The 23,470-nt window shown below is 70.5% G+C and carries 25 protein-coding genes; 21 read left to right on the top strand and 4 right to left on the bottom strand.

The annotated features are described in order from the left end of the window. The first annotated feature begins 7 nt into the window (after nucleotides 1–7). The 5 genes from thrC to ACWGUG_RS12675 all read left to right on the top strand — a co-directional run bounded on the left by thrC (nucleotide 8) and on the right by ACWGUG_RS12675 (nucleotide 6,018). Entirely contained in the window at nucleotides 8–1,096 is a 1,089-nt protein-coding gene (thrC, locus tag ACWGUG_RS12655) for a threonine synthase (RefSeq protein WP_378882723.1), read from the top strand. Then, nucleotides 1,093–2,040, top strand: coding sequence for a homoserine kinase (thrB, locus tag ACWGUG_RS12660; RefSeq protein WP_452324894.1), 948 nt, complete (start codon nucleotides 1,093–1,095; stop codon nucleotides 2,038–2,040). Before thrC ends, thrB begins: the two co-directional genes overlap by 4 nt. A 200-nt stretch (nucleotides 2,041–2,240) precedes the next feature. Then, nucleotides 2,241–4,439 (top strand): transcription termination factor Rho, encoded by a 2,199-nt coding sequence (gene rho, locus ACWGUG_RS12665; RefSeq protein ID WP_452324895.1) that lies wholly within the window; start codon nucleotides 2,241–2,243, stop codon nucleotides 4,437–4,439. Nucleotides 4,440–4,445: 6 nt separating this feature from the next. Continuing rightward, nucleotides 4,446–5,540, top strand: coding sequence for a peptide chain release factor 1 (gene prfA, locus ACWGUG_RS12670; RefSeq protein WP_378882732.1), 1,095 nt, complete (start codon nucleotides 4,446–4,448; stop codon nucleotides 5,538–5,540). Between the two features lie 76 nt (nucleotides 5,541–5,616). Further along, nucleotides 5,617–6,018, top strand: a complete 402-nt coding sequence (locus ACWGUG_RS12675) for a hypothetical protein (protein ID WP_336398565.1) — start codon at nucleotides 5,617–5,619, stop codon at nucleotides 6,016–6,018. 25 nt (nucleotides 6,019–6,043) lie between these two features. On the opposite strand, the gene epsC is transcribed toward ACWGUG_RS12675, so the two are convergent. From epsC to cysK (ACWGUG_RS12690), 3 genes are all read right to left on the bottom strand, one after another. Then, nucleotides 6,044–6,628 (bottom strand): serine O-acetyltransferase EpsC, encoded by a 585-nt coding sequence (gene epsC / locus ACWGUG_RS12680; protein ID WP_452324896.1) that lies wholly within the window; start codon nucleotides 6,626–6,628, stop codon nucleotides 6,044–6,046. After that, nucleotides 6,625–7,578, bottom strand: a complete 954-nt coding sequence (gene cysK / locus ACWGUG_RS12685; RefSeq protein ID WP_378882736.1) for a cysteine synthase A — start codon at nucleotides 7,576–7,578, stop codon at nucleotides 6,625–6,627. The genes epsC and cysK (ACWGUG_RS12685) overlap by 4 nt, the downstream gene beginning before the upstream one ends. Before the next feature lie 86 nt (nucleotides 7,579–7,664). Beyond that, nucleotides 7,665–8,603 (bottom strand): cysteine synthase A, encoded by a 939-nt coding sequence (cysK, locus tag ACWGUG_RS12690; RefSeq protein ID WP_452324897.1) that lies wholly within the window; start codon nucleotides 8,601–8,603, stop codon nucleotides 7,665–7,667. A gap of 126 nt (nucleotides 8,604–8,729) precedes the next feature. On the opposite strand from cysK (ACWGUG_RS12690), the gene prmC reads away from it, so the two are divergent. The 13 genes from prmC to ACWGUG_RS12755 all read left to right on the top strand — a co-directional run bounded on the left by prmC (nucleotide 8,730) and on the right by ACWGUG_RS12755 (nucleotide 20,013). Next, nucleotides 8,730–9,608 carry a peptide chain release factor N(5)-glutamine methyltransferase gene (prmC, locus tag ACWGUG_RS12695; protein WP_452324898.1) on the top strand — a complete coding sequence of 293 codons (879 nt, stop codon included), beginning with the start codon at nucleotides 8,730–8,732 and terminating at the stop codon, nucleotides 9,606–9,608. Nucleotides 9,609–9,689: 81 nt separating this feature from the next. Beyond that, the gene (locus ACWGUG_RS12700; protein WP_452324899.1) at nucleotides 9,690–10,487 is read left to right on the top strand and encodes an L-threonylcarbamoyladenylate synthase; all 798 of its coding nucleotides are present in this window, start codon (nucleotides 9,690–9,692) and stop codon (nucleotides 10,485–10,487) included. Continuing rightward, nucleotides 10,484–11,680: an MraY family glycosyltransferase gene (locus ACWGUG_RS12705; RefSeq protein WP_452324900.1), complete on the top strand. Its 1,197-nt coding sequence runs from the start codon at nucleotides 10,484–10,486 to the stop codon at nucleotides 11,678–11,680. Before ACWGUG_RS12700 ends, ACWGUG_RS12705 begins: the two co-directional genes overlap by 4 nt. Next, nucleotides 11,677–12,165 carry a hypothetical protein gene (locus ACWGUG_RS12710; protein WP_378882750.1) on the top strand — a complete coding sequence of 163 codons (489 nt, stop codon included), beginning with the start codon at nucleotides 11,677–11,679 and terminating at the stop codon, nucleotides 12,163–12,165. The genes ACWGUG_RS12705 and ACWGUG_RS12710 overlap by 4 nt, the downstream gene beginning before the upstream one ends. Nucleotides 12,166–12,334: 169 nt before the next feature. Continuing rightward, nucleotides 12,335–13,129 (top strand): F0F1 ATP synthase subunit A, encoded by a 795-nt coding sequence (gene atpB, locus ACWGUG_RS12715; protein WP_336398623.1) that lies wholly within the window; start codon nucleotides 12,335–12,337, stop codon nucleotides 13,127–13,129. A 63-nt stretch (nucleotides 13,130–13,192) separates the two neighbouring features. Next, nucleotides 13,193–13,426 carry an ATP synthase F0 subunit C gene (gene atpE / locus ACWGUG_RS12720; protein ID WP_292728372.1) on the top strand — a complete coding sequence of 78 codons (234 nt, stop codon included), beginning with the start codon at nucleotides 13,193–13,195 and terminating at the stop codon, nucleotides 13,424–13,426. 29 nt (nucleotides 13,427–13,455) lie between these two features. Continuing rightward, the gene (locus tag ACWGUG_RS12725) at nucleotides 13,456–14,010 is read left to right on the top strand and encodes a F0F1 ATP synthase subunit B (protein ID WP_336398573.1); all 555 of its coding nucleotides are present in this window, start codon (nucleotides 13,456–13,458) and stop codon (nucleotides 14,008–14,010) included. After that, complete coding sequence (locus tag ACWGUG_RS12730; protein WP_452324901.1) at nucleotides 14,010–14,801, top strand: F0F1 ATP synthase subunit delta; 792 nt, start codon at nucleotides 14,010–14,012, stop codon at nucleotides 14,799–14,801. Before ACWGUG_RS12725 ends, ACWGUG_RS12730 begins: the two co-directional genes overlap by 1 nt. Before the next feature lie 62 nt (nucleotides 14,802–14,863). Continuing rightward, nucleotides 14,864–16,501: a F0F1 ATP synthase subunit alpha gene (gene atpA / locus ACWGUG_RS12735; protein ID WP_336398575.1), complete on the top strand. Its 1,638-nt coding sequence runs from the start codon at nucleotides 14,864–14,866 to the stop codon at nucleotides 16,499–16,501. Between the two features lie 20 nt (nucleotides 16,502–16,521). Continuing rightward, nucleotides 16,522–17,418, top strand: a complete 897-nt coding sequence (locus tag ACWGUG_RS12740) for a F0F1 ATP synthase subunit gamma (protein ID WP_336398576.1) — start codon at nucleotides 16,522–16,524, stop codon at nucleotides 17,416–17,418. 22 nt (nucleotides 17,419–17,440) lie between these two features. Continuing rightward, nucleotides 17,441–18,886 carry a F0F1 ATP synthase subunit beta gene (gene atpD / locus ACWGUG_RS12745; RefSeq protein WP_336398577.1) on the top strand — a complete coding sequence of 482 codons (1,446 nt, stop codon included), beginning with the start codon at nucleotides 17,441–17,443 and terminating at the stop codon, nucleotides 18,884–18,886. Nucleotide 18,887: 1 nt separating this feature from the next. Beyond that, nucleotides 18,888–19,148, top strand: a complete 261-nt coding sequence (locus tag ACWGUG_RS12750; RefSeq protein ID WP_194397897.1) for a F0F1 ATP synthase subunit epsilon — start codon at nucleotides 18,888–18,890, stop codon at nucleotides 19,146–19,148. Between the two features lie 88 nt (nucleotides 19,149–19,236). After that, nucleotides 19,237–20,013, top strand: a complete 777-nt coding sequence (locus ACWGUG_RS12755; protein WP_452324902.1) for a YaaA family protein — start codon at nucleotides 19,237–19,239, stop codon at nucleotides 20,011–20,013. Nucleotides 20,014–20,026: 13 nt separating this feature from the next. On the opposite strand, the gene ACWGUG_RS12760 is transcribed toward ACWGUG_RS12755, so the two are convergent. Beyond that, on the bottom strand, nucleotides 20,027–20,479 hold the full coding sequence (locus ACWGUG_RS12760) for a DUF4282 domain-containing protein (RefSeq protein WP_336398579.1): 453 nt from the start codon (nucleotides 20,477–20,479) through the stop codon (nucleotides 20,027–20,029). A 189-nt stretch (nucleotides 20,480–20,668) separates the two neighbouring features. Here ACWGUG_RS12760 and ACWGUG_RS12765 point away from each other — a divergent pair, with 189 nt between their 5' ends. The 3 genes from ACWGUG_RS12765 to ACWGUG_RS12775 all read left to right on the top strand — a co-directional run bounded on the left by ACWGUG_RS12765 (nucleotide 20,669) and on the right by ACWGUG_RS12775 (nucleotide 23,470). Continuing rightward, nucleotides 20,669–21,442 carry a large exoprotein gene (locus tag ACWGUG_RS12765; RefSeq protein WP_336398580.1) on the top strand — a complete coding sequence of 258 codons (774 nt, stop codon included), beginning with the start codon at nucleotides 20,669–20,671 and terminating at the stop codon, nucleotides 21,440–21,442. Nucleotides 21,443–21,530: 88 nt separating this feature from the next. Then, a complete protein-coding gene (locus tag ACWGUG_RS12770; protein WP_378882768.1) occupies nucleotides 21,531–22,511 on the top strand; it encodes an aldo/keto reductase in 981 nt (326 codons plus the stop codon). Nucleotides 22,512–22,657: 146 nt separating this feature from the next. Further along, nucleotides 22,658–23,470 carry a PP2C family protein-serine/threonine phosphatase gene (locus tag ACWGUG_RS12775; protein WP_378882771.1) on the top strand — a complete coding sequence of 271 codons (813 nt, stop codon included), beginning with the start codon at nucleotides 22,658–22,660 and terminating at the stop codon, nucleotides 23,468–23,470.

The raw sequence follows: 23,470 nt of genomic DNA on the forward strand, positions 1-23,470 counted from the left end.
AACTGACATGGCACATGTTTGGCGCGGAGTCCTCCGCGAGTACGCAGATCGACTGGGCGTCACGGATGCCTCCACCGTCGTCACCCTCGGGGAGGGCGGCACGCCGCTGCTCCCGGCGCCGGCGCTCTCGCGCCGCACCGGCACCGACGTGTGGGTGAAGTTCGAGGGCATGAACCCGACCGGCTCGTTCAAGGACCGCGGCATGACGGTCGCCGTCTCGCGCGCGATCGAGCACGGCGCGAAGGCCGTCATCTGCGCGTCCACGGGCAACACGTCGGCCTCGGCGGCCGCGTACGCCGCGCACGCCGGCATCACGGCGGCCGTCCTCGTGCCCGAGGGCAAGATCGCGATGGGCAAGCTCAGCCAGGCCGTGGCGCACAACGGGCGCCTCATCCAGATCCGCGGCAACTTCGACGACTGCCTCGAGATCGCGCGGGAGCTCGCCGACAACTACCCGGTGCACCTGGTCAACTCGGTCAACCCCGACCGCATCGACGGCCAGAAGACCGCCGCGTACGAGATCGTCGAGCAGCTCGGCGACGCTCCCGACTTCCACTTCATCCCGGTCGGCAACGCCGGCAACTACACCGCCTACACGCGCGGCTACACCGAGGAGGCCGCGGCCGGCGTGTCCACCCGCGTGCCCCGCATGTTCGGCTTCCAGGCCGAAGGCTCCGCGCCGCTCGTGCGCGGCGAGGTCGTCAAGAACCCCGAGACGGTCGCCAGCGCCATCCGCATCGGCAACCCGGCGTCGTGGGACCTCGCGCTCGAGGCGCGCGCGGCGACCGACGGCTGGTTCGGGGCGATCGACGACGACCGCATCCTGGCGGCGCAGAAGCTCCTCTCCGGTGAGGTGGGCATCTTCGTCGAGCCGGCGTCCGCGATCAGCGTCGCCGGCCTCCTGGACCGCGTCGAGGCCGGCGTCGTCCCGCAGGGCGCGCGCGTGGTGCTCACGGTGACCGGCCACGGCCTCAAGGACCCGCACTGGGCGCTGCGCAACGCCGACGGCTCCGAGGTCGAGCCGACGGTGGTCGATGCGACGACGTCGGAGGTGGCATCCGTCCTCGACCTCGCCCCTGCGGCGGCGACCGCGTGAACGCAGCCGTCGTGCCCGCTCCCGGCCGGCGTGTCGTGGTCCGTGTTCCGGCCACGAGCGCCAACCTCGGGCCCGGGTTCGACACGCTCGGCCTCGCGCTGAGCGTGTACGACGAGCTCGACGTCACCGCGCTGCCGGAGGGCGAGCTCGAGATCGAGGTGGAGGGCGCGGGCGCGGCCGACGTGCCGCGCGACGCGTCGCACCTCGTCGTGCGCGCGATCGCGTACGCCTATGAGGCGGTGGGACGGCGGATGCCGGGACTGCGCCTTCACGCCAGGAACGTGATCCCGCACGGGCGGGGCCTCGGCTCGTCGGGCGCCGCGGTCGTGTCGGGCCTGCTCGCGGCCAAGGGACTGCTGGAAGGTGACGTCGAGCTCGGTCCCGACGCGCTGCTGCGCCTCGCCACCGAGCTCGAGGGGCATCCCGACAACGTCGCTCCGGCGCTCTTCGGCGGGCTGACCATCGCGTGGGTCGACGAGGACGGCCCGCAGCACAAGAAGCTGCTCGTCCACCGCGGCGTCTCGCCGCTGGTCTTCGTGCCCGAGTTCACCATGTCGACCTCGCTCGCGCGCAGCCTCCAGCCCACGCAGGTGCCGCGCGAGGACGCCGTGTTCAACGTGTCGCGCTCCGCGCTGCTGATCGCGGCGCTCACCCAGAGCCCGGAGCTGCTGCAGGCCGCCACCGAGGACAAGCTCCACCAGAACTACCGTGCCAGCGCGATGCCCGAGACCGACGGTCTCGTGCGCGCACTGCGCACTGCGGGGTTCGCCGCGGTCGTCTCCGGCGCCGGACCCAGCGTGCTCGTGCTCGCAGACGGACCCGGGCGCCGCCTGGAGGCGGCGTCCCTGGCTGCGGCGGTCACCGACACTCCGTGGGAGGCCCTCATGCTCGCCGTCGACTTCAAGGGTGGTACAGTGAGGGAGTACGCGGAGGGTTCCACGTAATACGTGAATCTGGCCTCCGTCGCAAATCTGCGAAACCACCGCACGGCATTCTGACCTGCCGACGTCCGCTGAGTACCCTCGCGGTCCCTCACCCCGTCGGCGGGTGTCTCTGCAGGCGTGACAACTGCGTGAGACAGACAGTCACCACCCCTGCGCCGTGCGATCGTGCATAACCTGTTCGTTTTCACAAGGGAGAACTCGTGGAGTCCATCTCCGAGATCCACGCCGACGTTCCGGCCGACGAGCGCGCGGAAGCGCCTGAGGCCGTCGAGAACGCCGACGCCGTCCAGACCGACGCGGTCGAGGGCACCGAGAGCACCGCCGCCGAGGCCGTCGCCGAAGAGGCCGTGGCCGAGGCCGTCGAGGCCGACGCCGTCGCCGAAGAGGCGGTCGAAGAGGCCGTCGAGGCTGAGGCCGTCGCCGAAGCGGCTGTCGCCGAGGCCGTGGCGGTCGCCGAGTCCGGCGACCCGATCGCCGCCGAGGCCGCCGAGGCCGTCGCCGAGGAAGCGGTCGCCGAGGCGCTCGTCGCCGATGCCGTCGCCGTGGAGGCCGTCATCGAAGCCGAGGTCGCCGACGTCATCGCCGATGAGGCCGTCGCCGAGGCAGCCGCGGCGGATGCCTCCGCCGCCGAGGCCCCGGCCGCCGAAGAGGCGCCGGCCGCCCCCGCGAAGGCGCCGCGCAAGCGCGCGCCGCGCCGGGCGAAGAGCACCGACGTGCCGCCGCCGACCGAGCCCGCGGCGGATGCGTCCTCCGACGCGGCCGACGCGCCCGCCCAGGCGGCGTCGACCGAGGCTGCGCCGGCCGCCGGCGACCATCGCGCCGACGAGGCATCCGCCGCCGAGGCATCCGCCCCCGCTGACACGCCCGCCGCCGAGACGGCGTCCGCCGACGCGGGCGAGCAGGCGACCGAGGGCGAGGGCGAGCAGACGACGTCGCGCAGCCGCAGCCGCAGCCGCAGCCGCAGCCGCAGCCGCAACGGCGCCAAGGACCAGGGCGGCCAGAACGCCGACGGCGGCCAGAGCGCCCAGGGCGGTGCTCAGAACGCCCAGGGCGGCGGCCAGAGCCAGAATGCGAAGCCCGCGGCGGAGCCCGCGAAGGCCGAGCCCGCCGACGAGGAGCAGCCCGCCCAGGGCAACGGGCGCGGTCGCCAGCGCAACAAGCGCCGCGGCGCGCAGACCACGGGCGACGAGTTCGACACCGAGATCGGCGAGGACGACGTCCTCATCCCGATCGCCGGCATCCTCGACGTGCTCGACAACTACGCTTTCGTCCGCACCACGGGCTACCTGCCCGGGACCAGCGACGTCTATGTGTCGCTGGGGCAGGTGAAGAAGTACAACCTGCGCAAGGGCGACGCGGTCGTCGGCGCGATCAAGCAGCCGCGCGAGGGCGAGCAGTCCAGCCGTCAGAAGTACAACGCGCTGGTCAAGGTCGACGCGATCAACGGCCTGTCGGTCGACGACGCCGCCACGCGCGTCGAGTTCGGCAAGCTCACCCCGCTCTACCCGCAGGAGCGCCTGCGCCTCGAGACCGCGCCCGAGAAGCTGACGCAGCGCATCATCGACCTCGTCGCCCCGATCGGCAAGGGCCAGCGCGGCCTCATCGTCGCGCCGCCCAAGGCCGGCAAGACGATCGTGCTGCAGCAGATCGCCAACGCGATCGCGATCAACAACCCCGAGGTGCACCTGATGGTCGTGCTCGTCGACGAGCGCCCCGAAGAGGTCACCGACATGCAGCGCACGGTGAAGGGCGAGGTCATCGCCTCGACCTTCGACCGTCCCGCCGAGGACCACACCACGGTCGCCGAGCTCGCGATCGAGCGCGCCAAGCGCCTGGTCGAGCTCGGTCGCGACGTCGTCGTGCTGCTCGACTCGATCACCCGCCTCGGCCGCGCCTACAACATCTCGGCGCCCACCTCGGGCCGCGTGCTCACCGGCGGCGTCGACGCGTCGGCGCTGTACCCGCCCAAGCGCTTCTTCGGCGCTGCGCGCAACATCGAGAACGGCGGGTCGCTCACCATCCTCGCCACGGCGCTCGTGGAGACCGGCTCCAAGATGGACGACGTGATCTTCGAGGAGTTCAAGGGCACCGGCAACAGCGAGCTGCGCCTGAACCGCCAGCTCGCTGACAAGCGGATCTTCCCGGCGGTCGACGTCAACGCGTCGAGCACCCGCCGCGAGGAGATGCTGCTGTCGCCCGACGAGGTGAAGATCACCTGGAAGCTCCGCCGCGCGCTGGCCGGCCTCGAGCCCCAGCAGGCCCTCGAGGTCGTGCTCGGCAAGCTCAAGGAGACGCAGTCCAACGTCGAGTTCCTGGTGCAGATGCAGAAGTCGATCCCGGCTCCCACCACCGGTCACAGCGGCGGACGCAGCCACGCGGACGACAACAGCATCCGCTGATCCCCCATGGTCGAACCCGCGATGTTCGATTCCGTGCGGGCGCTGATCGACGAGCACCGCGCGGTGCAGGAGGAGCTCTCCGACCCCGCGGTGCACGCCGATGCGGCGCGCGCCAAGCGGGTCAACCGGCGCTACGCCGAGCTGTCGCGCATCGTCAAGGCGCACGAGGACTGGCTGGCGGCATCCGATGATCTGGATGCCGCCCGCGAGCTCGCGCGCGACGACGAGGCCTTCGCCGAAGAGGTGCCGGCGCTGGAGGCGAGGCTCGCCGAGACGCAGGAGCGCCTGCGGCGCCTGCTCATTCCGCGTGACCCCGACGACGCCCGCGACGTGATCATGGAGATCAAGCAGGGCGAGGGCGGCGCCGAGTCGGCCTTGTTCGCGGCGGACCTGCTGCGCATGTACCTGCAGTACGCCGCCTCCAAGGGATGGAAGACCGAGCTCCTCGAGCGCAACGAGTCCGACCTCGGCGGCTACAAGGACGTCCAGGTCGCGATCAAGGGCTCCTCGTCCGACCCGGCGCAGGGGGTGTGGGCGCACCTGAAGTACGAGGGCGGCGTCCACCGCGTGCAACGCGTGCCGGCGACCGAGTCGCAGGGGCGGATCCACACGTCGACCACGGGTGTGCTGGTGTTCCCCGAGGTCGACGAGCCCGAGGAGATCCACATCGATCCGAACGAGCTGAAGATCGACGTCTTCCGCTCGTCCGGCCCCGGCGGGCAGTCCGTGAACACGACGGACTCCGCGGTGCGCATCACGCACGTGCCGACCGGCATCGTCGTCTCGATGCAGAACGAGAAGTCGCAGCTGCAGAACCGCGAGGCCGGCATGCGCGTCCTCCGCGCGCGCCTGCTCGCCCGGCAGCAGGAGGAGCTCGAGGCGGCGGCATCCGACGCCCGCAGGTCGCAGATCCGCGGTATGGACCGTTCGGAGCGCATCCGCACGTACAACTTCCCCGAGAACCGCATCGCCGATCACCGCACCGGCTACAAGGCCTACAACCTCGACCAGGTGATGGACGGCGCCCTCGAGCCGATCATCGAGTCCGCGATCCAGGCCGACGAAGAGGCGCGCCTGGCCGCCCTCGGCGCCGACGCCTGACGCCCCCGCCTCTGACCCTCCCGTCCGGACTGGCGCTTCGCGAGGGGGACGGATGCCGCGGCGCTAGGCTTCGAGCGTGCTCACGCTCCTCATCCGCGCGCTGATCTTCCTCGTCTCGGCAGCGCTGGGACTCATCGCGGCCGACCTCATCCTCGACGGCTTCACGCTGCACTGGGACGACTGGTGGGGCATCCTGCTCGCCGTCGTCATCTTCGCGGTGCTGCAGAGCGTCCTCGCGCCGTGGCTGCTGAAGATCACCCGGCGCCACGCGAACGCCCTCATCGGCGGCATCGGCCTGCTGTCGACATTCGTCGCGCTGCTGATCGCCGTGCTGATCCCGCAGGCGGGGATCGGGATCGACGGGCCCGTCGCGTGGATCATCGGGACGCTCATCGTCTGGCTCGTGACGGCTCTCGCGTCCTGGCTGCTGCCGCCGCTGTTCATCCGGCGCAAGGTGCAGGACCGCGCGAGGTCCTGACACCCCGCGTCCGGCGGGACCCGTGTCAGATGTGGTACTCGGGCGTGGTCAGCAGGGCGCGCGTCTCCTCGCCGACGCGGCGGGCGCGCGGCTTGGCGGGCACGCCCACCAGGACGCTGTCGGCGGCGGCGTCCTTCGTGACGACGGCGTTCGCGCCGACGACGGAGCCCTCGCCGATGACGACAGGTCCGAGGATCTTCGCGCCGGCCCCGACGGCGACGCCGTCGCCCAGCGTGGGGTGACGCTTGCCGCCCTCGCGCTGACGCCCGCCGAGCGTGACCCCGTGGTACAGCATGACGTCGTCACCCACCTCGGCGGTCTCGCCGACCACGACGCCCATGCCGTGGTCGATGAAGAAGCGGCGCCCGATCGTGGCGCCCGGGTGGATCTCGATGCCGGTGAGCCAGCGCGTCACCTGCGAGCCCGCGCGGGCCACGAACCGCGCGTCGCGCACCCAGAGCGCATGCCACACGCGGTGGGCCCAGATCGCGTGGAGCCCGGGGTAGAGCAGGGCGATCTCGAGGCCGCTGCGCGCCGCCGGGTCGCGCAGCTTCGCGGCGGCGACGTCTTCGCGCACGCGCGCCAGGAATCCGATGCGTTCGTCGGTCATCTCTTCTCACCCTCCGGTTCGCGCAGATGCTCGTACAGCGCCGTGGACAGGTACCGCTCGCCCGAGTCGGGGACGATGACGACGATGCGCTTCCCCGCGGCCTCCGGGCGCGCGGCGATCTGGAGGGCCGCCCACACGGCGGCGCCCGCCGACATGCCGCCGAGGATGCCCTCGCGCGTGGCCAGCTCGCGCGCGACGCGGATCGCGTCGTCGAACTCGACGTCGAAGATCTCGTCGACCACCGACCGGTCCAGCACGTCGGGCACGAAGTTGGGGCCGATGCCCTGGATGCGGTGCCCGCCCGCTCGGCCCTCCGTGAGGACGGGGGAGTCCTTCGGCTCGACGAGCGCGATCCTCACGTCGGGGTTGCGCTCCTTCAGCACCTGCCCGACGCCCGTGATGGTGCCGCCGGTCCCGGATCCGGCGACGAACCAGTCCACGCTGCCGTGGGTGTCGTTCCAGATCTCCTCGGCGGTGGTCCTGCGGTGGATCGCGGCGTTGGCCTCGTGCTCGAACTGCCTGGCGAGGATCGCTCCCGGCGTCTCGGCGACGATCCGCCGGGCGACGTCGACGGCCTCGGTCATGCCCTTGTACGGGTCGGTGAGGACCAGTTCGGCGCCGTACGCCTTGAGCAGCGTGCGCCGTTCCTTCGACATCGAGGCGGGCATGGTGAGGATCACCCGGTACCCGCGCGCGGCGCCGATGAGGGCCAGCGCGATGCCGGTGTTGCCGCTGGTGGACTCGACGATCGTGCCGCCCGGCTGCAGCTCACCGGCCTCCTCGGCCGCAGCCACGAGGGCGTAGCCCAGCCGGTCCTTCACGGACGAACCCGGATTGTAGAACTCGAGTTTGGCGAGCACCTCCGCGCCGAGCCCCTCCGTCAGCGCGTTGAGGCGCACCAGCGGGGTCTGACCGAACGCGGTCGTGATGTCGGGATGGATGCCGGGCACGAAGCTCCCTCTCTCGTCGGGGTCCACACGACGACGGCGCGGCGGCGGCCGATCAGATCGGTTCGCCGTCGCGCCGTCGTGACGGATCAATCTTCGCGCAGATCCTCGTAGAGCGCAGTCGACAGGTAGCGCTCACCGAAGGACGGCACGATGACGACGATGTTCTTGCCCGCGGCCTCGGGTCGCGCGGCGACCTGGAGCGCCGCCCAGATGGCGGCGCCGGAGGAGATGCCCACGAGGATGCCGTCCCGGGTGCCGACCGCGCGAGCCGTCGAGATGGCGTCGGGGAACTCGACGTCGATGACCTCGTCGATCACGCCCCGGTCGAGGATCGCCGGGACGAAGTTCGGGCCGATGCCCTGGATCTTGTGCGGACCGGGGGTGCCCTTGGTCAGCAGCGGCGAGTCGGCCGGCTCGACGGCGACCACCTTGGCGTCGGGCACGCGCTCCTTGAGGACCTGGCCGACACCGGTAATCGTGCCGCCCGTGCCGATGCCGGCGACGAAGTAGTCGACCTTGCCGTCGGTGTCGCGGAGGATCTCCTCCGCGGTCGTCTTGCGGTGGATCTCGACGTTGGCCTGGTTCTCGAACTGGCGGGCGAGGATGGCGCCCGGCAGCTCCGCGACGAGCTCCTCGGCCTTGGCGATGGCGCCCTTCATGCCGCCGGCGGGGTCGGTGAGGACGAGCTCCGCGCCGTATGCCTTCAGCAGCAGGCGGCGCTCGATCGACATGGAGGAGGGCATGGCCAGCACCACGCGGTAGCCGCGGGCCGCACCCACCATCGCGAGGGCGATGCCGGTGTTGCCGCTGGTCGCCTCGACGATCGTGCCGCCCGGCTCGAGCTCGCCCGACGCCTCCGCCGCATCGACGATCGCGATGCCGAGGCGATCCTTGACGCTCGAGGCGGGGTTGTAGAACTCCAGCTTGGCCAGCACGTTGCCGCCGACGCCTTCCGCGACGCGGTTCAGCCGGACGAGCGGAGTGTTGCCGAAAGCGGAGGTGATGTCGGGATGGATGCCGGTCATGTCGGGGCCTTTCGCGGGTTCACGGCTGATCAGCACCAGCCTAGGGGGACGGCATCCATGTGAGTCCTTCTGTGACAGGGAGGTGGCGGCGGCGCGCTACCCTCCGGGGCGTAGGGTGGTGCGGTCATGTCCTCCCCAGAAGAACCACCCGCGCTGGCCGCCGCGATCGCGCAGGCCGCGGCGCGCCTGGGCGCCGCGGGCATCGCCGACCCCGCGGTCGACGCCGAGCTGCTGGCGGCCTTCGTCCTGGGGCTCGGGCGAGGGGGAGTGCAGGCGTCCGCGATCCGCGGCGACCGCATCGCCGCGGCCGACGCCGAGCGCCTCGAGGAGCTGGTGACCCGGCGCGCCACCCGCGAGCCGCTGCAGCACATCACCGGGACGGCGCCCTTCCGCCATCTGGAGCTCCGCGTGGGGCCGGGCGTCTTCGTGCCCCGCCCCGAGACCGAGCTCGTCGCGCAGCTGGCGATCGACGCGCTCCGGGCCGCGGCATCCGAGTCCCCGATCGCGGTGGATCTCGGCACCGGAAGCGGCGCGATCGCGCTGGCGATGGCGACCGAGGTGCCGCACGCGCGGGTCTTCGCGGCCGAGAACTCGGTGGAGGCGTTCCTGTGGACGAAGGAGAACTTCGCGATGGTCGGCGCCGACAACGCGCGGCTGGCCTTCATCGACCTCGCGCACGCGTTCCCCGAGCTCGACGGCACGGTCTCGGTGGTCGCCTCCAACCCTCCGTACGTGCCGGATGCCGCGATCCCACGCGACCCGGAGGTGCGGTTCTTCGACCCGCCCGCCGCGCTCTACGGCGGCGAGGACGGCCTGGACGTCGTGCGCGTGCTGAGCGGCGTGGGTCTGCGCCTCGCGCATCCCGGGGGGATGATCATCATCGAGCACGGCGAGTGGCAGGGGGAGGCGATCCGCGAGCTCCTCGCGGCCGACGGATGGCGCGCGGCGGCGACGCACCCCGACCTCACGATGCGCGATCGCGCCACCACCGCGCTGCGCCCCTGACACCGTCGGCACCGCCCCACGGCCGGAGCATCCAGCGCGCCGTGAACGCACAGCCGCGCCCCGACTAAACTGTCCGGCGACATGTCCCCCATCTTCGACTGCCGCGACGAGGCCCAGCTGCTCGCCGGCATGCGCAGGGCGCGCCAGGCCATCGGCCGCGGCGAGCTCGTCGTCATCCCCACCGACACCGTCTACGGTGTGGCCGCCGACGCCTTCGACCACCAGGCCGTCGCCCGACTGCTCGCCGCCAAGGGCCGCGGGCGCCAGTCGCCGCCGCCCGTGCTCGTAGCCGGCGTCACCACGCTCCGTGCCCTCGTCGCCGACGTGCCCGAGCCCGTCGAGCGCCTGATCGACGCGTTCTGGCCCGGCGGCCTCACGATCGTGCTGCCGGCCCAGCCGTCGCTGTCATGGGATCTCGGCGAGACCCGGGGCACCGTCGCCGTGCGGATGCCCGCGCACCGCATCGCCCTGGAGCTCCTCGAGGAGACCGGCCCGCTGGCGGTCTCCAGCGCGAACCTCACGGGCATGGCGGCGGGCATCACGGCCGAGGACGCGGAGGAGATGCTGAAGGACAGCGTGGCCGTGTACCTCGGCGACGGACCGTCGCGCGACGGCGTGCCGTCCACCATCGTCGACGCCACGAGCCTCGTCGGCGGCGAGGAGCCGCTGGTGCGCGTGCTCCGCGAGGGCGCGGTCAGCCGCGAACAGCTGCGCGAGGTGCTGGGCGACCTCCTCGAGGCCGACCCGGGTGCGGAGCCCGAGCCGTCCGGCCGGGAAGCGGAGCCCGACGCCGAGGCCGAGCCGTCCGGCGCCGAGGCGGGGCCGACGGCCGCAGGCGTGACGGATGCCGACGCCCAGAGCGTCCCCGGCAGCTCGTGAAGCAGTACGTCTTCACCATCCTCCTCACGGCGGCCATCACGTTCGTCCTGTCGTGGGCGGTCTGGCGGCTGAGCCTGAAGTACGAGCTGTATCCGGGGATCCGCGAGCGCGACGTCCACAAGACCCCGACGCCGCGCCTCGGCGGCATCGCCATGTTCATCGGCGTGCTCGCGGCGTTCGCGGTGTCGTCGCAGCATCCGTTCTTCGCCATCATCTGGACCGAGCCAGAGCAGGTGTACGCGCTGCTGGGCGCGACGGCCCTCATCGTGGTGATCGGCGTCCTCGACGACGTGTGGGACCTCGATTGGATGATCAAGCTCGGCGCGCAGTTCCTCGCGGCGGGCCTCATCGCCTGGTTCGGCCAGCTGCAGATCTACACGCTGCCGCTCGGCGGCATGACGATCTCGAGCTGGGCCAGCTTCACACTGACCGTCTTCTCGATCGTCGTCGTGATGAACGCCGTGAACTTCATCGACGGCCTGGACGGCCTCGTCGCGGGCGTCTGCCTCATCGCCAACGTGGTGTTCTTCGCGTACTCGTACATGATGGTGCGCGACATCGGGGCGAGCACCTACTTCAACCTCGCGTCCTTCATCGCCGCCGTGCTGATCGGCGTGTGCATCGGGTTCCTGCCGATGAACTGGAGTCCCGCGCGGCTGTTCATGGGGGATGCCGGGGCGCTCATGCTCGGCCTGCTCATGGCCTCGTCGGCGATCGCGATCACCGGCAACATCAACCCGGCGATGGTCGCCGACAACGACGAGTTCGGCCGCTCGCAGCTCCTCGGTGCGTTCATCCCGATCCTGCTGCCGGTCGTCGTCGTGCTGCTGCCCCTGCTCGACTTCGGACTGGCGGTGGTCCGTCGGATGAGCAAGGGCAAGTCGCCGTTCTCACCCGATCGCCGCCACCTGCACCACCGCATGCTCGACATGGGCCACTCCGACCGCGACGCCGTGCTCATCTTCTACGCCTGGACCGCGCTGGTGAGCCTCGCGGTGCTGCTGATGTACATCGGCACGACGCTGGAGTGGCCGGGCGACTACCTCCTCGGCGTGGCGTACGGCGTCGTCGGCATCGCCGCCTGCCTGATCGTGACCCTGCTGCCGTCGCATCGACGTGCCGCCCACGCGATCGAGGCCACCCCATCCACCGCCCTGCACGATCCCGCGCCCGCACAGGAGGACGCCCGATGAGCTCCACCCCCATCTCCAGCACCCCGATCCTGCGCACCGTCCTGGTGTGGTCGGGAACCGTCACCGCCGCACTCCTCGTGGTGGGCGGCCTCGTCGGCTACCTCGTGGCGGGAGTGGACGGACTGTGGAGCGCCCTGGCCGGCGTCCTCATCGCGGCCGTCTTCCTCGCCATCACCGCCGCGAGCATCCTCATCGCCAACCGCTGGTTCGGCGACGCGCTGTACGTGCCGATCTTCTTCGGGATCGTGCTCGGCGGCTGGATCCTGAAGTTCGTCGTGTTCCTCGTCGCGCTGTTCGTGCTGCGGGACCAGCCGTGGATCGTCGGACCGGTGTTCTTCCTCGCGCTGGTGGCGAGCGTGCTCGCCTCGCTCCTCATCGACGTCGTCGTGCTCATGCGCATGCGCGTGCCGCACGCGAGCGACGTCGAGCTCCCGACCGACCCCGACGCGGGGGAGCGCACCGACGGTCCGGGCACCGCCGCGTGACGCCTCGCGGGCGGATTCAGGGACCTCTCAAGTTTGATAGGCTGAACGAGCGCCCGCCCGCCCACCCTGTTGTGAGCGCCTGCGGAGTGACGCTCACCGACCATCGTCGCAACGGTCCTTCACCGATGCCCCGAAGCTGGAGCCAGCGCTGTTTACTCAAGCTGCGACCCTGATCGCCCCCCTTGCCGCTGACGCGCCCCCGGAGTTCCACGGGCCGTCGATCGAAGAGTTCTTCCCCGAGATCCTCTTCACCGCGTTCGGCATCATCCCGGTCCACCGGATCCACCTGATCCAGTTCCTCGCGACCATCGCGATCGTCCTGATCTTCTGGCTCGGCACGCGCCGCATGCGCGTCGTCCCCGGTCGGTTCCAGAGCCTCGTCGAGATGGGCCTGGACTTCGTCCGCGTCAACATCGGCGAAGACCTCCTGGGCAAGAAGGACGCCCAGCGCTTCCTGCCGATCCTCACCACGATCTTCTTCATGGTGCTGTTCATGAACATCACGGGCATCATCCCGTTCCTGAACATCGCCGGAACGAGCATCATCGCGGTGCCGCTGACGCTCGCGGTCGTGAGCTACGTCACCTTCATCTACGCCGGCATCAAGAAGAGCCCGAAGAACTTCTTCAAGAACTCGCTCTTCCCGTCGGGTGTGCCGTGGCCGATCTACATCATCGTCACGCCGATCGAGCTCATCTCGACATTCATCATCCGCCCCGTGACGCTGACGCTCCGACTCCTCATGAACATGATGGTCGGCCACCTGCTGCTGGTGCTGTTCTTCGCAGCCACGCAGTTCTTCGTCGTCGACCTCGGCGGCTGGTGGACGGCGCTCGGCGCCGGCAGCCTCGCCTTCGGCTTCGTCTTCACGCTGTTCGAAATCCTGGTGGCGGTCCTCCAGGCGTACGTCTTCGCTCTCCTCACCGCGGTCTACATCCAGCTCGCGGTCGCGGAAGAGCACTAAGCGGGCCGGCCCCTCCCGTCCAGAACGACACAGGGCCGCCCACAACCGAAAGGAAAAACCCCCGTGGACGCAACTACGGTTCTCGCACAGGTCACCGGCAACGTCGCGACGATGGGCTACGGCCTCGCTGCGATCGGCCCGGCCATCGGCGTGGGCATCGTCGTCGGCAAGACGATCGAGGGCGTGGCTCGCCAGCCCGAGCTCGCCGGCCGCCTGCAGGTGCTCATGTGGATCGGTATCGCCTTCACCGAGGCGCTCGCCTTCATCGGCATCGCGACCTACTTCATCTTCGTCTGATCGCCGAATCTCAGTCCTAAGGAGACAGGATGCTGCACGCTCTTGTCGCGTACGCCGCGGAGGAGGGGGAGACCCATAACCCCCTCATCCCCGCCTGGTACGACATCATCTGGTCGTCGGTCTGCTTCGTCATCATCCTCTTCCTCTTCTGGAAGATCGCGCTTCCGCGGATGAAGAAGATGCTCGACGAGCGCTCGGCGGCGATCGAAGGCAACATCGCGAAGGCCGACGAGGCCCAGCGCAAGGCCGAGGCGGCGCTCGAGGAGTACACCGCCCAGCTCGCCGACGCCCGCAAGGAAGCCGGTGAGATCCGCGACGCCGCCCGTGAGGACGGCAAGAAGATCCTCGCCGAGGCGAAGGAGACCGCTGCCTCCGAGGCCGCCCGTCTCACCTCGACCGCTCACGCTCAGATCGAGGCGGAGCGCCAGTCGGCGCTCGTGTCGCTGCGCAGCGAGGTGGGCACGCTCGCCCTCGACCTCGCCGGCGGCGTGATCGGCGAGACGCTGTCCGACGACGCGAAGGCTCAGGCCGTCGTCGATCGCTTCCTCGCCGAGCTCGAGGAGTCCGAAGGGGCCAAGGCGTAATGGGCAGCGCGACCACTCAGGCCGTTGCGGCGACGACGGCGGCGCTGGACGCCGCCGCCGACGTCGACCTCGACGTCGCCCGCGAGCTGTTCGCCGCGGCGCGCACCGTGGGCGACTCGTCGCAGCTGAGCGGCGCGCTCGCCGACTCGGCGGCGCCTGCCGAGGCCCGCCGCAACGTCGTCCTCGCCGTCTTCGGACCGACCGTGAAGCCCGCGACCGCGTCGCTGCTGGCGACCGTGGTCGCGCAGCGCTGGTCGTCGTCCGACGACCTGGTCGAGGGGATCGAAGAGCTCGCGGTGCGGGCGACGGCCGTCGCCGACGCGAACTCCGACATCGAGGGCGAGCTGTTCGCCTTCTCGCGCACCGTCGCCGACAACGCGGAGCTCGAGCTCGCTCTCGGCAGCCGCCTGGGTGACTCGACGTCGAAGGGCGCGCTCATCGAGACGCTGTTCACGGGGCGCGCGAGCGAGGCGGCGACGCTCATCGTGTCGTCCCTCGTCCGGCAGCCGCGCGAGCGGCGGGTGCGCCAGCTGCTGTCGCGTGCGATGAAGCTCGTCGCCGACCAGCGCGGACGCACCGTCGCCACCGTCGTGGCGGCGGCGCCGCTGAGCGCCGCCCAGAGCGAGCGCCTCGTCGCAGCGCTGACGAAGCGCTACGGCAAGCGCGTAGCGCTGAACACCATCGTCGACCCGGGCGTGGTGGGCGGCCTGCGCGTGCAGATCGCCGACGACGTGATCGACGCCAGCGTGTCGTCGCGTCTGGCCGACCTCCGTCAGCGGCTCGCAGGCTGACACAGACTTCCCGCCCGAGGGTGGAGATTTCGGGGCCGCGGCCCCATGAACGAAGGAAAACAATGGCAGATCTCACTATCAGCCCCGATGTCATCCGTGACGCGCTGAAGGACTTCGTCGCCGCCTATGAGCCCACGGGCGGCGCGGCCACCGAGGTCGGCACCGTCATCGACGCCGCCGACGGCATCGCGCACGTCGAGGGCCTGCCGGGCGTCATGGCGAACGAGCTCGTGACGTTCCAGGACGGCACCCAGGGCCTCGCCCTCAACCTCGACGAGCACGAGATCGGTGTCGTCGTGCTCGGCGACTTCGCCGGCATCGAGGCCGGGACCCAGGTGACGCGCACCGGCGAGGTGCTGTCGGTCGCCGTCGGCGACGGCTACCTCGGCCGCGTGGTCGACCCGCTCGGCAACCCCATCGACGGTCTCGGCGAGGTCGCGACCGTCGGCCGTCGTGCCCTCGAGCTCCAGGCGCCCGGCGTCATGCAGCGCAAGTCGGTGCACGAGCCCCTCCAGACCGGCATCAAGGCGATCGACGCGATGATCCCCGTCGGCCGCGGACAGCGCCAGCTCATCATCGGGGACCGCCAGACGGGCAAGACGGCCATCGCGATCGACACGATCATCAACCAGAAGTCCAACTGGGAGTCGGGCGACGTCAGCAAGCAGGTCCGCTGCATCTACGTCGCGATCGGCCAGAAGGGCTCGACGATCGCCGCCGTGAAGGGCGCCCTCGAGGACGCCGGGGCCATGGAGTACACGACGATCGTCGCGGCTCCCGCCTCGGACCCCGCCGGCTTCAAGTACCTCGCCCCCTACACCGGCTCGGCCATCGGCCAGCACTGGATGTACGAGGGCAAGCACGTCCTGATCATCTTCGACGACCTGTCCAAGCAGGCCGAGGCCTACCGCGCCGTGTCGCTCCTGCTCCGCCGCCCGCCGGGCCGCGAGGCGTACCCCGGTGACGTCTTCTACCTGCACTCGCGTCTGCTCGAGCGCTGCGCGAAGCTCTCCGACGAGCTCGGCGCCGGCTCGATGACCGGTCTTCCGATCATCGAGACGAAGGCGAACGACGTCTCGGCGTACATCCCGACGAACGTGATCTCGATCACCGACGGCCAGATCTTCCTGCAGTCCGACCTCTTCAACGCCAACCAGCGTCCCGCGGTGGACGTCGGCATCTCGGTGTCGCGCGTCGGTGGCGACGCCCAGGTGAAGTCGATCAAGAAGGTCTCCGGAACGCTCAAGCTGGAGCTCGCGCAGTACCGTTCGCTCGAGGCGTTCGCGATGTTCGCGTCCGACCTCGACGCGGCCTCGCGTCGTCAGCTCGCCCGAGGCGCGCGTCTGACCGAGCTGCTCAAGCAGCCGCAGTACTCGCCGTACCCGGTCGAGGAGCAGGTCGTCTCGATCTGGGCGGGCACCAACGGCAAGCTGGACTCGATCGAGGTCGAGGACGTGCTGTCCTTCGAGCGCGAACTGCTGGACTACCTCCGTCGCAACACGTCGATCCTCGACACGCTGCGCGAGACCAACGTCCTGGACGACGACACCGTCGCCGAGCTCGCGAAGAAGACCGACGAGTTCATCCTGGAGTTCCAGGCAGGCAAGGGCCAGGCCATCGGCAAGCCCGGCCACGAAGAGGTCGCGGCGGCGCAGGCCGAGGACGTGAACCAGGAGAAGATCGTCAAGGGCCGCCGCTGAGGCGGGCCTGGGCATAAACCATGGGCGCACAACTCCGGGTCTACAAGCAGAAGATCAGCTCTGCTCAGACGACCAAGAAGATCACGAAGGCGATGGAACTCATCGCGGCTTCGCGCATCCAGAAGGCGATGGCGCGTGTGCGCGCATCGTCGCCGTTCGCGCGTGCCGTGACGCGGGCCGTCTCCGCCGTGGCGACGCACTCCAACGTCGACCACCCGCTGACCGTCGAACGCGAGACGATCCGCCGCTCCGCGGTCGTGATCTTCTCGTCCGACCGCGGCCTCGCCGGTGCGTTCAACTCGCAGATCCTCCGCGAGGGCCTCGAGCTGGCGCAGCTGCTGCGCGAGGAGGGCCGCGAGCCGGTGTTCTACCTCGTCGGCCGCAAGGCCGTCGGCTACTTCCAGTTCCGGCGCATGGAGGCCGCGGCCGAGTGGACGGGTGACACCGACACGCCGCACTTCTCGACGGCCGAGGAGATCGCCGCCACACTGCTGGACGCGTACGACCGCGGTGGCGAAGAGAACGGGGTCGACGAGATCCACCTCGTCTACAACCGCTTCGTCAGCATGATGACGCAGACGCCCGAGACGGTGCGCCTGCTTCCGCTGGAGGTCGTCGAGGCCGAGGAGTCGTCGTCGGCGCAGGTCTACCCGCTGTACGAGTTCGAGCCGGATGCCGCGACCGTCCTGGACGCGCTCCTGCCGGTGTACATCCAGAGCCGCGTCTTCAACGCCCTCCTCCAGTCGTCGGCCGCGAAGCACGCCGCGACCCAGAAGGCGATGAAGTCGGCCAGCGACAACGCCGACAAGCTCATCACCGACTACACCCGCCTGCGCAACAACGCGCGCCAGGCCGAGATCACGCAGCAGATCGCCGAGATCGTCGGCGGCGCCGACGCCCTGGCGTCGGGCAAATAGACCACACGAAAGAGAAGAAGCCATGAGCCTCACCGCTGAGAAGACCGCGACCGCGGTCGGACGCGTCGCGCGCGTCACCGGCCCGGTCGTCGACATCGAGTTCCCTCACGACTCGATCCCCGACATCTACAACGCGCTGAAGACCACCATCACGATCGACGGCGAGTCCACCGAGATCACGCTCGAGGTCGCCCAGCACCTCGGCGACGACCTCGTGCGCGCCATCTCCCTGAAGCCGACCGACGGCATGGTCCGCGGCCAGGAGGTGCGCAACACCGGCGGCCCCATCACGGTGCCCGTCGGCGACGTCACCAAGGGCAAGGTGTTCAACGTCACCGGCGACGTCCTCAACGCCGCGCCCGGTGAGACCATCGAGGTCACCGAGCGCTGGGGCATCCACCGTCAGGCGCCGTCGTTCGACCAGCTCGAGTCGAAGACCGAGATGTTCGAGACCGGCATCAAGGTCATCGACCTCCTCACCCCGTACGTGCAGGGTGGCAAGATCGGCCTCTTCGGCGGTGCGGGCGTCGGCAAGACCGTCCTCATCCAGGAGATGATCCAGCGCGTCGCGCAGGACCACGGCGGCGTGTCGGTGTTCGCGGGCGTCGGCGAGCGCACCCGTGAGGGCAACGACCTCATCGGCGAGATGGAGGAGGCGGGCGTCTTCGACAAGACCGCCCTCGTGTTCGGCCAGATGGACGAGCCGCCGGGGACCCGTCTGCGCGTGGCCCTCTCGGCCCTGACGATGGCGGAGTACTTCCGCGACGTCCAGAAGCAGGACGTGCTGCTCTTCATCGACAACATCTTCCGCTTCACGCAGGCGGGCTCCGAGGTGTCGACGCTGCTCGGCCGCATGCCGTCCGCGGTGGGCTACCAGCCGAACCTGGCCGACGAGATGGGCATCCTGCAGGAGCGCATCACCTCGACGCGCGGCCACTCGATCACCTCGCTGCAGGCGATCTACGTGCCCGCCGACGACTACACCGACCCGGCGCCGGCGACCACGTTCGCCCACCTCGATGCGACCACCGAGCTCTCGCGCGAGATCGCGTCCAAGGGCCTGTACCCCGCGGTCGACCCGCTGTCGTCGACGAGCCGCATCCTCGACCCGCGGTACATCGGTGAGGACCACTACCGCGTGGCCACCGCCGTGAAGCAGATCCTCCAGAAGAACAAGGAGCTGCAGGAGATCATCGCGATCCTCGGTGTCGACGAGCTCTCGGAAGAGGACAAGATCGTCGTCGCCCGCGCGCGCCGCATCCAGCAGTTCCTCTCGCAGAACACCTACATGGCGAAGAAGTTCACCGGTGTCGAGGGGTCGACCGTTCCGATCAAGGAGACCATCGAGTCGTTCGACGCGATCGTCAAGGGCGACTTCGACCACGTCGCCGAGCAGGCCTTCTTCAACGTCGGCGGGATCTCGGACGTCGAAGAGGCGTGGGCTCGCATCCAGAAGGAGAACGGCTGACATGCCGCTCAAGGTGAGCCTGGTCTCCGCCGACGCGGAGGTCTGGTCGGGTGAGGCGTCGCTCGTCGTCGCCAAGACCGTCGAGGGCGAGATCGGCTTCATGACCGGGCACGAGCCGGTGCTCGCGATCCTCGCCGAGGGCCAGGTGCGCATCACTCAGACCTCCGGCACGAAGATCATCGCCAACGCGCAGGACGGCTTCCTGTCGATGGAGGGCGACGATCTGACGATCGTGGCCGGAAACGCCGCCCTGATCTCCTGATCACCCGCTGTACACGCACTCGGCCGGCCCCCGCGGGGGCCGGCCGAGTCGTGTTCCCGCCCCGCCCATCGATCCGCTCCGGAGCACCATGCTGATCCTCCTGCCGCCGTCCGAGACGAAGCGTCCCGGTGGCGCGGGCGCGCGGCTGGACCCGGGCGGGCTGGCGCTCGCCCAGCTCGCCCCGCAGCGCGAGGCCGTCCTCTCCGCCCTCGTGGCCCTGGCCGCGGACGAGGAGGAGTCCGCCCGCGTGCTCAAGCTCGGTCCCCGCCAGCGCGGCGAGGTCGCCGTGAACGCCGCGGTGCGCGACGCGTCGACCATGGCCGCGGTCGACCGCTACACGGGCGTCCTCTTCGACGCGCTGGACGCGGCATCCCTCCCTGCGACGGCTCGTCGCTGGCTGGGTGCCCATGTCATGATCCACTCCGCGCCGTTGGGCCCGGTGTGGGCGCTCGACCCCATTCCGGCCTACCGGCTCGGCGCCGGCGCGTCCCTGCCCGGCCTTCCTCCGCTGCGGCGCCTGTGGGCCGAGGCGACGACCGCCGCGATCGCCGACCTCGCGCCCCGCTTCGTGCTCGACCTGCGCTCGGAGGCCTACGCCGCCCTCGGCCCGGTGCCGGCCGGCGTCGCGTCGCGGTACGTGCGTGTCGTGAGCGAAGGCGGCGACGGCGCGGTGCGGGCGCTCAATCACTTCAACAAGCACGCCAAGGGCGCTCTCGTGCGACGGCTCGCCCAGGAGCGCCCCCGCATCTCGTCCCCGGCCGCGTTCCTCCGGTGGGCGGAGTCATCCGGTCTGCGCGTGCACGAGAGCGGTGAGGGCGAGCTCGAGCTCTTCGCCCCTGCGCCCGGCTCGCCGACCGATCGCTGAACCGGTCGAGGCCTCAGCGCCGCGTGTGCTGCGCCGTGCGCTCGGTGTTCTCCGCGATCGCGATGAGGGCGACGACCGCCTCGATGACGAACCTGAGCAGGATGATCGAGAGGAACGTCAGCACCGGCACCACGATGATGGTGGCGATCAGCCCCGTGACCCCTGCGCCGACGTTGAGCCACATCACCGAGATCGCGTTGATGATCCCGCCGGCGAAGTACACGATGAACCCGATGCCGATCGCGATGAGACCGACGAAGTAGAACACGCTCGCGAGGCGGCGCGTGATGAAGGTCCGGAACGACAGGTCGAACAGCGCGGAGAAGAACCCGCGGCTGACGTCGCCGGCGTCGCCGCCGACGCGGGGGACACCGGTGTCGTCGGGGTCGGTCGCGCGCGCGGCCTCTGCGGCGGACTGCGGAGGAAGCGGCGGCGGCGTGGGAGCGGACGGGTTCTGGTCTGTCATGACGGTCCTTCGGATCGAGTTCTGCTCAGGCTATCCACCGCCGGGCGGCCGGGCCATCCCCCGGATCGTGGCGTCAATGCTGACAGTTCGCTGAGAGCGTCGATAGCATGTGTCCAGCGGAGCAGGGGCTCCGCGGTCGCGTCGCGTCGCGATGCGACCCGAATCGACTCTCTCGGAGGTCGCTCCACCATGGACTACAACGACGGCGGCGCCGGGGCGCTCCTCGCCTGGCTCATCATCGCCCCCTTCCTCTTCCTGATCGCCATCGCCGGCTACGTCATCGGCTCCTGGTTCCTCATGAAGATCTTCGACAAGGCAGGGGTGCAGGGGCGCTGGCGCGCCTGGGTGCCCGTCTACAACACCCTGATCTTCGTCAAGCTCGGCGACCTCAACCCGTGGTGGCTGCTGATCCTGTGGGGTGGCGGGATCGTGCTCGGCTGGGTGCCGGTGCTCGGCTCGCTCATCGGCCTCGCCGCCTTCCTGTACACGCTCCTCGCCGCGTGGCGCGTGGGGCTGAAGCTGCAGAAGGAAGCCGTCTGGCTCATCCTGTACTTCTTCCTCGCGATCGTCTGGCTGGGCATCAACGCGTTCGACCGCTCGCGCTGGAACACCGCGATCCCGGCCGCGCCCTGGGCGGGGAGCTTCCTCGCCGACAAGACGGTGTGGAGCGGCGTTCCCGCGCAGACCCCGGCGGGCGGCTACCCGGCGAACCCCGCCACAGCACCCGGATACGGCGCCGCCCCGGCGGCGTACGAGCCGCCCGCGGGATACTCGGCACCTCCGCCCGCGCCGACCGCGTCCGCTGCGCCGCCGGCACCGCCGGCAGGCTACGCGCCGCCGCCCGCAGCTCCGGCCGCGCCGGCCACTCCGCCCGCCGCCGAGCCTGGGGCGACCTCGCCCTCGGCGGAGCCTCCCGCCACGGAGCCGCCGGCCCCGGAGCCGCCGGCTCCCGCGAAGCCGTAGCGACGACCGCTCCGACAGCCCCTCGCCGATCCGGCGAGGGGCTGTCGCGTCTTCCGGCGCGCCGCCGACCCGCGGCTAACGTGGAGGAATGACCTCCACTGTTCCGCTGCGCCGCATGGGCGCGTCCGGTCTCCTCGTCTCCGCCGTCGGACTGGGCTGCAACAACTTCGGCCGCGAGGGGACCCGGACCGAGACCCTCGACGGCACGCGCGCCGTGCTCGACGCCGCGATCGACGCGGGTGTGACCTTCCTCGACACCGCGGACATGTACGGGCGCGAGCCGGGGCTCTCCGAGACGCTGATGGGAGAGGCGCTGAAGGGGCGGCGCGATCGGGTCACGCTCGCGACCAAGTTCGGGCAGACGCGCGACATGGGCTACCCGACGACCGGGTCGAAGGGCTCGCGCTCGTACGTGCGGCGCGCGGTCGAGGCATCCCTCACCCGGCTGCAGACCGACTGGATCGACCTGTACCAGCTGCACGTGCCCGACCCGGCCACCCCCGTCGAAGAGACGCTCGACGCGCTGGGCGACCTCGTGCGCGAGGGCAAGGTGCGCTACATCGGTCACTCGAACTTCGCGGGGTGGCAGGTCGCCGAGGCGCACTTCACCGCGCTCATGCGCCACAGTGTGCCCTTCGTGTCGGCCCAGAACCACTACAGCCTGCTGGCGCGCGGTGCGGAGCTCGACCTGCTGCCGGCGGTCGAGCGGTACGGCGTCGGGTTCCTGCCGTACTTCCCGCTGCACAACGGCCTGCTGACGGGCAAGTTCACGAGGGATGCCGCGCCCGCCGACTCCCGCATCATGCGGCAGCGGCCCCACCTCTACCGGGACGCGCCGTGGGACGCGCTCGAGGCCTTCCAGGCGTTCTGCGACGAGCGGGGCATAACGATGCTGCAGGCGACGTTCGGCTGGCTGCTGGCCCGGCCGGGGCTCTCGAGCGTGATCGCGGGTGCCACCAGCCCGGAGCAGGTGCGCGCGAACGCCGAGGCGGCGACGGCCTGGACGCCGACGGCGGCGGACCTCGAGGCGATCGACGGGATCTTTCCGCCTCCCGCCGCCACCGCCTGAGCCGCCGCCACCGCCTGAGCCGCCGCGCCGGCGCGCGGATCATTGTAGCGGCGCTCGCCGCGTCCGAGGACCCCCGCGAGTAACCGACTAGTATGTGATGACGCGGAGGCGACGGGCTTCCGCGGCAGCGACGAAGAGGACACGGCGTGCCCGAGGTATCCACCCAGTCGCTCACCGTTCCGGTTCCGGGCGGTGCGCTGGAGCTCGCTTGGGCGGCCGTCACTGACACCGGCCGCCGCCGCGAGGTGAACCAGGACGCCGTGTTCGCGGAGTACCCGCTGTTCGTCGTCGCCGACGGGATGGGCGGGCACGTCGGCGGCGAGATCGCCAGTGCGAGCACGATCGAGCGGCTCCGGGCGGTCGCCGGCAGCGGCAACGTCACGCCCAAGACCATCGAGAAGGCGCTCGCGCGGGCGGTGAAGGACATCGCGTCCCACCCCGAGGCCACGGACGACGGCACGGGCACCACGGTCACGGGTGTCTTCCTCGACACGTCGGGCGACGCGCCGCACTGGGTGACCCTCAACATCGGCGACTCCCGCGTGTACCTCGTGCGCGACGGGGCCATCGTGCAGATCACGACGGACCACTCGGTGGTGCAGGAGCTCGTCGCGGCAGGCCGTCTGAGTCCCGAAGAGGCCGAGAACCACCCGTACGGCAACGTCATCACGCGTGCCGTCGGCCCGAGCGACGGCGTGACGCCGGACTACGTGCGCCTGGACGTCCTGGAGGGCGACCGGTTCGTGATCTGCTCGGATGGGCTGACGAAGGAGCTCACCGACTACGGCATCCGCCACTTCCTCGACGAGAACCCCGATCCGGGTGACGCCGTGATGGCCATGCTCGACGCAGCGCTGGAGAACGGCGGGCGCGACAACATCACGATCGTCGTGCTCGACGTCGGCCGGCCGGCCGCAGGCGGCGCCGACGACGGGGACTCCTCCACAGCGGGGGAGTGA

This window comes from Microbacterium sp. NPDC055455 (assembly GCF_053619935.1).

Bases quoted from the DNA above. Each gene is read 5' to 3' on its own strand.
- thrC (WP_378882723.1), top strand. From the start codon at position 8: ATGGCACATGTTTGGCGCGGAGTCCTCCGCGAGTACGCAGATCGACTG.
- prfA (WP_378882732.1), top strand. From the start codon at position 4,446: ATGGTCGAACCCGCGATGTTCGATTCCGTGCGGGCGCTGATCGACGAG.
- epsC (WP_452324896.1), bottom strand. From the start codon at position 6,628: ATGACCGACGAACGCATCGGATTCCTGGCGCGCGTGCGCGAAGACGTC.
- cysK (WP_452324897.1), bottom strand. From the start codon at position 8,603: ATGACCGGCATCCATCCCGACATCACCTCCGCTTTCGGCAACACTCCG.
- prmC (WP_452324898.1), top strand. From the start codon at position 8,730: ATGTCCTCCCCAGAAGAACCACCCGCGCTGGCCGCCGCGATCGCGCAG.
- ACWGUG_RS12700 (WP_452324899.1), top strand. From the start codon at position 9,690: ATGTCCCCCATCTTCGACTGCCGCGACGAGGCCCAGCTGCTCGCCGGC.
- ACWGUG_RS12710 (WP_378882750.1), top strand. From the start codon at position 11,677: ATGAGCTCCACCCCCATCTCCAGCACCCCGATCCTGCGCACCGTCCTG.
- ACWGUG_RS12725 (WP_336398573.1), top strand. From the start codon at position 13,456: ATGCTGCACGCTCTTGTCGCGTACGCCGCGGAGGAGGGGGAGACCCAT.
- ACWGUG_RS12730 (WP_452324901.1), top strand. From the start codon at position 14,010: ATGGGCAGCGCGACCACTCAGGCCGTTGCGGCGACGACGGCGGCGCTG.
- atpA (WP_336398575.1), top strand. From the start codon at position 14,864: ATGGCAGATCTCACTATCAGCCCCGATGTCATCCGTGACGCGCTGAAG.
- ACWGUG_RS12740 (WP_336398576.1), top strand. From the start codon at position 16,522: ATGGGCGCACAACTCCGGGTCTACAAGCAGAAGATCAGCTCTGCTCAG.
- atpD (WP_336398577.1), top strand. From the start codon at position 17,441: ATGAGCCTCACCGCTGAGAAGACCGCGACCGCGGTCGGACGCGTCGCG.
- ACWGUG_RS12750 (WP_194397897.1), top strand. From the start codon at position 18,888: ATGCCGCTCAAGGTGAGCCTGGTCTCCGCCGACGCGGAGGTCTGGTCG.
- ACWGUG_RS12755 (WP_452324902.1), top strand. From the start codon at position 19,237: ATGCTGATCCTCCTGCCGCCGTCCGAGACGAAGCGTCCCGGTGGCGCG.
- ACWGUG_RS12760 (WP_336398579.1), bottom strand. From the start codon at position 20,479: ATGACAGACCAGAACCCGTCCGCTCCCACGCCGCCGCCGCTTCCTCCG.
- ACWGUG_RS12765 (WP_336398580.1), top strand. From the start codon at position 20,669: ATGGACTACAACGACGGCGGCGCCGGGGCGCTCCTCGCCTGGCTCATC.
- ACWGUG_RS12770 (WP_378882768.1), top strand. From the start codon at position 21,531: ATGACCTCCACTGTTCCGCTGCGCCGCATGGGCGCGTCCGGTCTCCTC.